At 55.6% G+C, this 9,051-nt stretch carries 9 protein-coding genes; 6 read left to right on the forward strand and 3 right to left on the reverse strand.

What is annotated here, in order from left to right:
* Positions 1 to 1,333 (forward strand): efflux RND transporter permease subunit (locus RTY00_RS13460; RefSeq protein WP_312664797.1); only part of this gene is annotated, 1,333 nt, incomplete at its 5' end.
* Between the two features lie 256 nt (positions 1,334 to 1,589).
* On the opposite strand, the gene RTY00_RS13465 is transcribed toward RTY00_RS13460, so the two are convergent.
* A complete protein-coding gene (locus tag RTY00_RS13465) occupies positions 1,590 to 2,075 on the reverse strand; it encodes an RrF2 family transcriptional regulator (protein ID WP_008110154.1) in 486 nt (161 codons plus the stop codon).
* A gap of 158 nt (positions 2,076 to 2,233) precedes the next feature.
* Positions 2,234 to 3,433 carry an MFS transporter gene (locus RTY00_RS13470; RefSeq protein WP_312664799.1) on the reverse strand — a complete coding sequence of 400 codons (1,200 nt, stop codon included), beginning with the start codon at positions 3,431 to 3,433 and terminating at the stop codon, positions 2,234 to 2,236.
* A gap of 156 nt (positions 3,434 to 3,589) precedes the next feature.
* Between RTY00_RS13470 and tus the strand changes: the two genes are divergently transcribed.
* From tus to RTY00_RS13490, 4 genes are all read left to right on the forward strand, one after another.
* Positions 3,590 to 4,519: a DNA replication terminus site-binding protein gene (gene tus, locus RTY00_RS13475; protein ID WP_312664800.1), complete on the forward strand. Its 930-nt coding sequence runs from the start codon at positions 3,590 to 3,592 to the stop codon at positions 4,517 to 4,519.
* A gap of 94 nt (positions 4,520 to 4,613) precedes the next feature.
* Positions 4,614 to 5,177, forward strand: coding sequence for a fasciclin domain-containing protein (locus tag RTY00_RS13480; RefSeq protein ID WP_008110148.1), 564 nt, complete (start codon positions 4,614 to 4,616; stop codon positions 5,175 to 5,177).
* Positions 5,178 to 5,220: 43 nt separating this feature from the next.
* On the forward strand, positions 5,221 to 5,775 hold the full coding sequence (locus tag RTY00_RS13485) for a sigma-70 family RNA polymerase sigma factor (RefSeq protein WP_008110146.1): 555 nt from the start codon (positions 5,221 to 5,223) through the stop codon (positions 5,773 to 5,775).
* A complete protein-coding gene (locus RTY00_RS13490; protein ID WP_312664801.1) occupies positions 5,772 to 6,416 on the forward strand; it encodes an anti-sigma factor domain-containing protein in 645 nt (214 codons plus the stop codon). The genes RTY00_RS13485 and RTY00_RS13490 overlap by 4 nt, the downstream gene beginning before the upstream one ends.
* Before the next feature lie 44 nt (positions 6,417 to 6,460).
* On the opposite strand, the gene fumC is transcribed toward RTY00_RS13490, so the two are convergent.
* Complete coding sequence (fumC, locus tag RTY00_RS13495; protein ID WP_312664802.1) at positions 6,461 to 7,858, reverse strand: class II fumarate hydratase; 1,398 nt, start codon at positions 7,856 to 7,858, stop codon at positions 6,461 to 6,463.
* Between the two features lie 197 nt (positions 7,859 to 8,055).
* On the opposite strand from fumC, the gene manA reads away from it, so the two are divergent.
* On the forward strand, positions 8,056 to 9,051 hold a 996-nt coding region (gene manA / locus RTY00_RS13500; RefSeq protein WP_312664803.1), incomplete at its 3' end, for a mannose-6-phosphate isomerase.

The following is a 9,051-nucleotide window of genomic DNA, read 5'->3' on the forward strand; positions in this document are numbered from 1 at the left end:
GAACACCGAAGACGTGGCCTATTCGGTCGCCTTCCCCGGTCTGAATGCGTTGCAGTTCACCAACACGCCAAATACCGGCACGGTGTTCTTCGGCCTCAAACCGTTCAATGAGCGTAAACGCAGCGCGGCGGAGATCAATGCCGAGATCAACGCCAAAATCTCGAAAATCCAGCAAGGCTTTGGCTTCTCGATTATGCCGCCGCCGATTTTGGGTCTGGGACAAGGTTCGGGTTATTCGCTGTATGTGCAGGATCGCGCGGGCCTCGGTTACGGTGCGCTGCAAACCGCCATCAATACCATGACGGGTGCGGTGTTACATACGCCGGGCATGATGTTCCCGATTTCATCCTACCAGGCCAACGTGCCGCAGCTGGATGTGCAGGTGGATCGTGATAAAGCCAAAGCGCAAGGCGTGTCGCTGACCGAACTGTTCAGCACGCTGCAAACCTATCTGGGATCGTCGTACGTTAACGATTTCAATAAGTTTGGTCGCACCTGGCGCGTGATGGCGCAGGCGGACGGCGATTTCCGCGATAGCGTGCAGGATATCGGTAATCTGCGTACCCGCAACGATCGCGGCGAAATGGTGCCGATTGGCAGCATGGTGAATATCACCACCACGTACGGCCCGGATCCGGTGATTCGCTATAACGGCTATCCGGCGGCGGACCTGATTGGTGATGCCGATCCGCGCGTGCTCTCTTCGGCGCAGGCAATGCAGAAGCTGGAAGAGATGTCCACGCAGGTGCTGCCGAACGGCATGAACATTGAATGGACCGACCTGAGTTATCAGCAATCAACGCAGGGCAACACCGCGCTGATCGTCTTCCCGGTCGCCGTTTTACTGGCGTTCCTGGTGCTGGCGGCGCTGTATGAAAGCTGGACGCTACCGCTGGCGGTAATCCTGATTGTGCCGGTGACCATGCTCTCTGCGCTGGTCGGCGTGTGGCTGACCGGTGGCGATAACAACGTGTTTGTGCAGGTTGGGCTGGTGGTGCTGATGGGGCTGGCATGTAAGAACGCGATTCTTATCGTTGAGTTTGCGCGTGAGCTGGAGATGCAGGGCAAGAGCATTGTCGATGCGGCGCTGGAAGCCTGTCGTCTGCGTTTGCGTCCGATCGTTATGACCTCGATTGCCTTTATCGCCGGTACCATTCCGCTGATTCTTGGCGAAGGTGCAGGCGCGGAAGTGCGCGGCGTTACCGGGATTACCGTGTTCTCCGGCATGCTGGGCGTGACGCTGTTTGGTTTGTTCCTGACGCCAGTGTTTTATGTGACGCTGCGTAAGCTGGTGACGCGTAAGCAGCCGCAGGCTGAAGTGCAAACCGTGTAAGAGTTTTAGATGAAATGAACAATCCGGGCCAAGTGCCCGGATTTTTTATGGGTAGAAGATGGCTATCAGGGCGAAATGCCGCTCACTTGAGCAATAGATTGCCTATACCTCACCACACAACCGTAGGGTCGCCATTCATGGTGACCGATTAAGCTAAAAATGAAGTGCAGTTCGCCAATGTGCATGGAATTGTATGGCTGGAGTTCGAGGCAATAAAAAAGGTCGCCATGAATGGCGACCCTACGGGATGGTGGTTTTAGCGGCCTTTCTTACACAGGTCGGCGAGTTCGAGATCGGGTAGCTCTTCGCAGTTGCTGGTGTCGTTGTGCTTCAGTTCGGCCAGCGCGTCCGCTACGGTGCGGGTTTCCAGCACTTTTAGCGACGCTTCTTCAGCCTCTTCAGCAATCGATTTGAAATACCAACACAGGTTGGCGCTGACCAAACAGCGCGGTGCCACATCAGGGCGCGATGCCCAGAGTTTTTTATCTTCAATCACAGAAGTATAAATGTCGCGCAGCGTAATCTCAGCGGCCGGGCGACCCAAATGAATCGAGCCGGTGCGGCCAAGCGTTGAGACGATGATGCCGTCACGCGTGAGCGGAACCATAAGTTTCCGAATGAAACTGGGGTTCGCTTCAAGACCATACGCCAAAATGGCACTGGTCGAGCGTTTACCCAGTTGCTCCGCCATCGCTACGCTCAAAACCATCTGCAAAGCTGTCGGGAAGCGGTAATCAAGCATTTCAATATCCTGAGTTGCGGTTATCTTGTTGTTTTTATGCCGCGACAGTGAGTAATCAATGAGCAATAAATATAACAAACACTGTTGCTTTTTAGAAGTCAACGTCCGTGATCCAGGCACGTATTCCCCATTTAATCGGGCAGAAGCGCACAGGCTGCTTAGTTTATCACTCCCCTTTCCGACTGTGGGATGGCCTGCGGCAACTTCTGCTGCAAAAGCACCACCAACAGCACGTTAATCAACGCCAGAACGCATAACAACCACAGCGTGGCGCTGGCTCCGAGATGCTGAAACACATAGCCGCCAACCAGCGGCGTCAATGCCTGGCCGATTAAAGCGGGACGCGCCATGCGCCCTACCACAATCGCATAAGCCTCTGGTTTGACCATCACCAGCGGTAAAGTTCCCCGCACAATGGCGCGCAAACCATTCCCGGCACCGTACAGCACCATGCTGAGCACCGCAAACTGCGGATAACACGCCAGCAGCAGCAAGCCGAGCGCTACTAATCCTACAGAGAAAAAGGTGGTCCAGATCGGGTGACCGCGCTTAAAGGCGATATCCACGATACGTGATCCCACCTGACACGGGCCGAGAATCGCGCTGATGGCCAGCGCCGACGCCAGCGTGTGGCCGCTGGCCTGCAGCAAGGTGATCAGCTGCACCGAAATGGCCGTCATGATCACCGATGCAAGAGTGAAGATGCTGCACAGCAGCCAAAACAGCGTTGGTGCCAATTCGTCGCCCTGCGCGGTCGGTTTTGCTTTGGCGGCGGCGATTTTCCCTTCTGGCGCGGGCAGCGCGTAAAGATAGGCGGGCAATACTGAAACACATAACAATCCGGCGATAGCAAAACAGGCGCCGCGCCAATCCAGCCAGTGAATCAGCAGCGCGGTGCCCGGCCATACTAAGGTGGTACAGAAGCCGGAGATCAGCGTGATGCCGGTAATCGCACCGCGCGCCTGGCCGCCGTACAGCGTACCGAGCGTGGCAAACAGCGCATCGTAGAGGCCCATCGCCATGCCAATGCCGATAATCAGCCAGGCAAACAGAAACAGCGGCAGGTTATGACTTAATCCCATAATCACCAGACCGAGCGCCATCACCGCCCCGCTCGCCGCCAGCAACGCGCGGCCATAAGTGCGGGAAATCAGTCGCCCGCTCAGCGGGGCCAGTAAACCGGAAATCAGCATGCCGAGCGATAGCGCGCCATACACCCATTGTTGCGACCAGCCGGTTTCCGCCACGATGGGATTGGCCATCACCGCCATAAGATAGAAGGATCCGCCCCATGACAGGATTTGCACTAATCCAAGTGTAACAATGGCGGCGGCAGGTGGCTTTGGCTGAGGCTTCACACAATTATCCATTAGCAGGCAAAGCATTGTTATAACACGTTCATCCCGCTGGAAAAATCCCGTCGTTGGCTGCTTAACAAAATCCTTGCGCTACGCTGGCAGACCGGCACCTAAGTCAGTACACTGAAAAGTATGTTGTAACTATGGAGGCCATTTATGGCTCGTTATGATTTGGTTGCCGATCTGCATGACTGCGTCAACGCGCTGGAAGCGAGTTTGGGCGCGTTGCGCCAACAGATTGAGCAGCAACCGCTGCTGATTGCGCGCGTGTTTAGCCTGCCGGAAATCGAGAAAGGCCGCGAGCATGATGAAATTGAACGCATCGCGGTGACGCAGCATCTTGGCAAAACGGCGCGCGATATGGCGCTGGCGCACTATTGCCGCCTGTTTATGCAGCATCAATCGGAAAAACTTAGCACCAAAGCCGCCGTGCGCTTGCCGGGCGCGATTTGCATTGAAGCCGACGGCGATGTGCATGAACAGATTACGCAGCAGGTTGCGGAGATAAATACTCTGAAGCAGCGGCTGGAACAGCTGATAACCGTGGAATCGGGCTTGCCGAGCGAGGCGCGTTTTGAGTTTGTCCACCAGCATCTGCGCGGGTTAATTACCCTTAACGCTTACCGCAGCGTGGCGCTGCTTAACTCACCGGATAGTTTGCGCTTCGGCTGGGCGAATAAAAATATCATCAAGAACGTTACCCGTGATCAGGTGGTGGAACAGCTGGAGCGCAGCCTGAAGGCCAATCGCGCTCAGGCGCCGTGGACGCGCGAACAGTGGGCGGAAAAAGTGCAATTGGAGCTGGAAGCGATCCTTGCGTTACCGGCGGGTGCGAAACTGAAAATCAAGCGTCCGGTAAAAGTGCAGCCGATTGCCCGCGTGTGGCGCGCCAGCGAGAAGAAACAGGTGCAGCTTGCCTGCCCTTCTCCGCTGCTGGTGCTGTGCCGCGATCGCACCCAGGTACCGATTTTGGGTGAGCTGCTGAACTACGATGCCGATAACGTGGCTTATCGCCACAAACCGCTGGCCGAGTCGCTGCATCTGATCATTCCGCGCCTGCATTTATGGAGCGATCGGCAGGTTTAAAAATAAATTTCAAAATCACTGCATCCAATTCATCACCTGCCCTCGTATATCAGAGTGTGAGCAACTTCTTCGCTCCCTACTACGAGGATTTATGATGAAAAAGCTAATGGGCATTGCAGTCGTATCCAGCACTTTACTGTTCACCGCAGGTGCATTCGCCGCGATGGATAATGGCTCCGTGATGGTAGGCGGAGCAGCGATGTATCCACAAAAAAACATCGTTGAAAACGCGCTGAACTCCAAAGATCACACCACGCTGGTTGCTGCTGTTAAAGCGGCGGGTTTGGTGGAAACCCTCGAAGGTAAAGGTCCGTTTACCGTCTTCGCGCCAACCAATGCGGCCTTCGCCAAGTTGCCAGCGGGCACCGTTGATAGCCTGGTGAAACCGGAGAACAAAGCGAAGTTGACCAGCATCCTGACTTATCATGTGGTGGCGGGCAAATACGACATGAAAGCGCTGGAGATGAAAATCAAGCAAGGTGGCGGTCATGCCGAGCTGAAAACTGTTAACGGCCAACCGTTGTGGATTATGAATAATGGCCCGCACAATATTCAGCTGAAAGATGGTCAAGGCAATGTGGCGAATATCAGCACTTATGACGTCAATCAGAAAAATGGTGTGATTGATGTGATTGATACCGTCTTAATGCCTAAGTAATTGCCTATACTCGGATTGGGCATTTTAGCCAACCGGGAAGATTATGGATAATAGGCTAACAGAACAATTAGTGACGTTATTGCCGGCGATCGCACAGGGCGATCGCCGCGCGTTTGAACAACTCTATCGACTGACTTCGCCACATCTTTTCGCCCTCACCCTGCGCATGCTACGCCAGCAAGGCTGGGCGGAAGAGGTGCTGCATGATTGCTATCTCACTATCTGGAACCGGGCCAACGCCTACGATGCCGCCCTTAGCGCGCCGATGACATGGATGACGCACATTGTGCGCAATCGCTGCATTGACGGGTTACGCAGCGGACAAGCGCGCATGACGCTAAATACAGAAGAGTTTGACGATCTGCTGCAGATAACGGCGGAAGACGAACAGAATACCTGGCACGATCCGGCGCAAGCCGATCGCCTGCGACACTGCATTGGCCACCTGAGCAGCGAACAGCAGCAAAGCATCACGCTCGCCTATTATCAGGGGATGTCCCACAGTGATATTGCCGCCTGGCTACAACAGCCGGTTGGCTCGGTTAAAAGCTGGATTCGCCGCGCGCTGGAGCATCTGCGGGAGTGTGTGGGCCTATGAACGATAACGTACAACGCGATGATGCCTTAGCGGCCGAGTATGCGCTGGGCACTTTAAGCGAGCTGGCGCGTTTGCGCTTTGAGCGCCGGCTGCGCAACGAGCCTGAACTCGCGGCTAACGTCGCACGCTGGCAAACCATGCTGGGGGGCCTTGATAATCAGCTTGCGCCGGTCACGCCGCCGGAAAAGGTGTGGAAGAAGATTACGTTGAGCTTGCCCGAGCAACGCGTTATTCAGCCCAAACGTCATTATGCGGGCTGGCTGGCGGCCGCCAGTATCGCGGCGATCGCCCTGCTCGCCTCACTGTTCCTGCAAAAGCCAACGTTAACGCCGTTGACAGTACTGAACGATGCTCAGCATCAACAACAATGGGTAGTCAGCGCGGACAGCAAACTGGCGCAGTTGAGCCTGACGCCGTTACATCCGGTGACCATCGCCGATAACAACAGTTTGCAGCTGTGGCTGATTCCGCCAGGTAAAGCGCCGATTTCGCTGGGTTTATTGGATAACCAGAAAGCAACCGATGTTGCGTTGAATAGCACGATTTCCCGCTCAGGCGTGATCGCTATCAGTCTTGAACCGCGCGGCGGCTCGCCAACTGGCCAGCCAACCGGTCCGGTGTTGTATAGCGGGCAGTTGTAAACGAAAAAGGCCGTTCATTTGAACGGCCTTAGCTTTTTCAACCGCTATTGTTTCATGCTGCCAACCATCTCTTCCGGACGTACCCACTCATCGAACTGCTCTTCGGTCAGATAGCCGAGCTTCAGCGCCGAGCCTTTCAGCGTCAGGCCCTCTTTATGGGCTTTCTTAGCGATTTCCGCCGCTTTGTCGTAGCCGATGTGGGTATTCAGCGCCGTAACCAGCATCAGCGATTCGTTCAGCAACTGATCGATGCGCTCGCGTACCGGCTCAATGCCAATCGCGCAATGATGATTGAAGCTATCCATGCCATCGGCCAGCAGACGCACCGATTGCAGGAAGTTGTGGATCACCATCGGACGGAACACGTTGAGCTCAAAGTTGCCGGATGCGCCACCAATGTTCACCGCCACGTCGTTGCCCATCACCTGGCAACACAGCATGGTCAGCGCTTCGCACTGCGTCGGGTTCACTTTGCCTGGCATGATCGAGCTGCCAGGTTCGTTTTCCGGAATCGCCAGTTCGCCGATGCCGCATCGCGGGCCAGAAGCCAGCCAGCGTACATCGTTGGCAATTTTCATCAGCGAAGCCGCCAAACCTTTCAGCGCTCCGTGTGCGTGGACCAGCGCATCGCAGGTCGCCAGCGCTTCAAATTTATTCGGCGCAGTAACAAACGGCTGTTTGGTCAAATCGGCCAGCGCTTTCGCCACGCGTACCGCGTATTCCGGATGGGTATTCAGGCCGGTACCAACTGCGGTGCCGCCCAGCGCCAGCTCCGCCACGTGCGGAATACTGTTTTCGATGTGCTTGAGATTGTGCTCGAGCATCGCCACCCAGCCGGAGATCTCCTGACCGAGCGTCAGCGGAGTCGCATCCTGCAAGTGGGTACGACCAATTTTGACGATATCTTTGAAGGCGTCGGATTTTTCACTCAGCGTCTTTTTCAGCACGTGAATCTGCGGAATCAGCTGCTCCCGCACGGCGATGACCGCGGCCACGTGCATGGCGGTGGGGAACACATCGTTGGAGCTTTGGCTTTTATTCACGTCGTCATTGGGATGGACCAGGCGCGACATGCCGCGCTCTCCGCCGAGGATTTCACTCGCGCGGTTCGCCAGCACTTCGTTCATGTTCATGTTGGTCTGGGTGCCGGAGCCGGTTTGCCAGATCGCCAGCGGAAACTCGTCGCTGTGTTTATCTTCCAGCACTTCGTCGGCGGCTTTAAGAATCGCCTGGGCGCGATCGGCTGGAAGCAAACCAAGATCCTGATTCACCTGCGCCGCCGCACGCTTGGTCAGCGCCAGCGCATGCACCAATGCCACCGGCATTTTCTCAGTCGAGATTTTGAAATGTTCCAGCGAACGCTGGGTTTGTGCGCCCCACAACTTATCTGCCGGTACTTCGATCGGTCCCATTGAGTCTTTTTCAATGCGATTGGCTGCCATGACTACGTCTCCTTAGCTCAGATTTTGAGGTTTCCGCTCTAAACGCCTTCCCGCGACGCCGTTGAGCGAGCAAGATTGTCACATACAAGAATTTAACATTATGCGAGCCTATCGCCTTTATTGCACTTGTTCGTGTATTTTCTATGGCACTTTCTGCTTTAATAAGCCTATTTACTTACGGTTATTAAGGGTAAACGATGCAAAAATTGAACAATTCGCTGCAAAATTACGCCTGGGGCAGCAAAACTGCGCTGACAGAACTCTACGGCATCGAAAATCCACAAGGTTTGCCAATGGCGGAACTGTGGATGGGCGCGCACCCGAAAAGCCCTTCGACCGTTGAGGTCAACGGCGAAGCGCGTTCGCTGCGTGAGGTGATTGATGCCGACAAGATCGCCACGCTGGGTAAAGCGGTGGCGGAACGTTTCGGCGAGCTGCCATTCCTGTTTAAAGTGCTGTGCGCCGATCAGCCGCTGTCGATTCAGGTACACCCGAGTAAAGCCGCTGCTGAAGAGGGTTTTGCGCGTGAAAATGCTGCTGGCATTCCACTCAGCGCCGCTGAACGTAACTATAAAGATGCCAACCACAAGCCCGAATTAGTGTATGCGCTGACGCCATTCCAGGCGATGAACGGTTTCCGCGAGCTGCATGAGATTGTCTCGCTGCTCGAGCCGGTGGCCGGTGCGCATCCGCAAATCGCCCACTTCCTCGAGAATGCTAACGAAGCCAACCTGGCAAAACTGTTCGCCACGCTACTTTCGCTGCAAGACGAGGCCAAATCGCGCGCCATCGGCGTATTGAAATCGGCACTCAACGCGCGTGAAGGCGAACCGTGGCAGACGATCAAATCCATCGCCAGCGATTATCCGGATGACAGCGGGCTGTTTTCGCCGCTGCTGCTCAATGTGATCACCCTGCAGCCGGGCGAAGCGATGTTCCTGTTTGCCGAAACGCCGCACGCCTACCTGAAAGGCGTGGCGCTGGAAGTGATGGCGAACTCCGATAACGTGCTGCGCGCCGGCCTGACGCCGAAGTTTATCGATATCCCGGAACTGCTGGCTAACCTGAAGTTCCAGGCAAAACCGGCCGCGACGCTGCTGACTCAGCCACAGCGCGACGGCGAAACCCTGAACTTCCCGATTCCGGTAGAAGACTTTGCCTTTGCCATTCATGGGCTTTCCGCTGCGCCGCAA

The sequence above is a fragment of the Pantoea sp. CTOTU49201 genome (assembly GCF_032054795.1).
Lineage (GTDB): Bacteria > Pseudomonadota > Gammaproteobacteria > Enterobacterales > Enterobacteriaceae > Pantoea > Pantoea symbiotica.

Coding starts and splice junctions, on each gene's coding strand:
- RTY00_RS13465 (WP_008110154.1), bottom strand. CDS start 2,075: ATGCTTGATTACCGCTTCCCGACAGCTTTGCAGATGGTTTTGAGCGTA.
- tus (WP_312664800.1), top strand. CDS start 3,590: ATGGCTCGTTATGATTTGGTTGCCGATCTGCATGACTGCGTCAACGCG.
- RTY00_RS13480 (WP_008110148.1), top strand. CDS start 4,614: ATGAAAAAGCTAATGGGCATTGCAGTCGTATCCAGCACTTTACTGTTC.
- RTY00_RS13485 (WP_008110146.1), top strand. CDS start 5,221: ATGGATAATAGGCTAACAGAACAATTAGTGACGTTATTGCCGGCGATC.
- RTY00_RS13490 (WP_312664801.1), top strand. CDS start 5,772: ATGAACGATAACGTACAACGCGATGATGCCTTAGCGGCCGAGTATGCG.
- fumC (WP_312664802.1), bottom strand. CDS start 7,858: ATGGCAGCCAATCGCATTGAAAAAGACTCAATGGGACCGATCGAAGTA.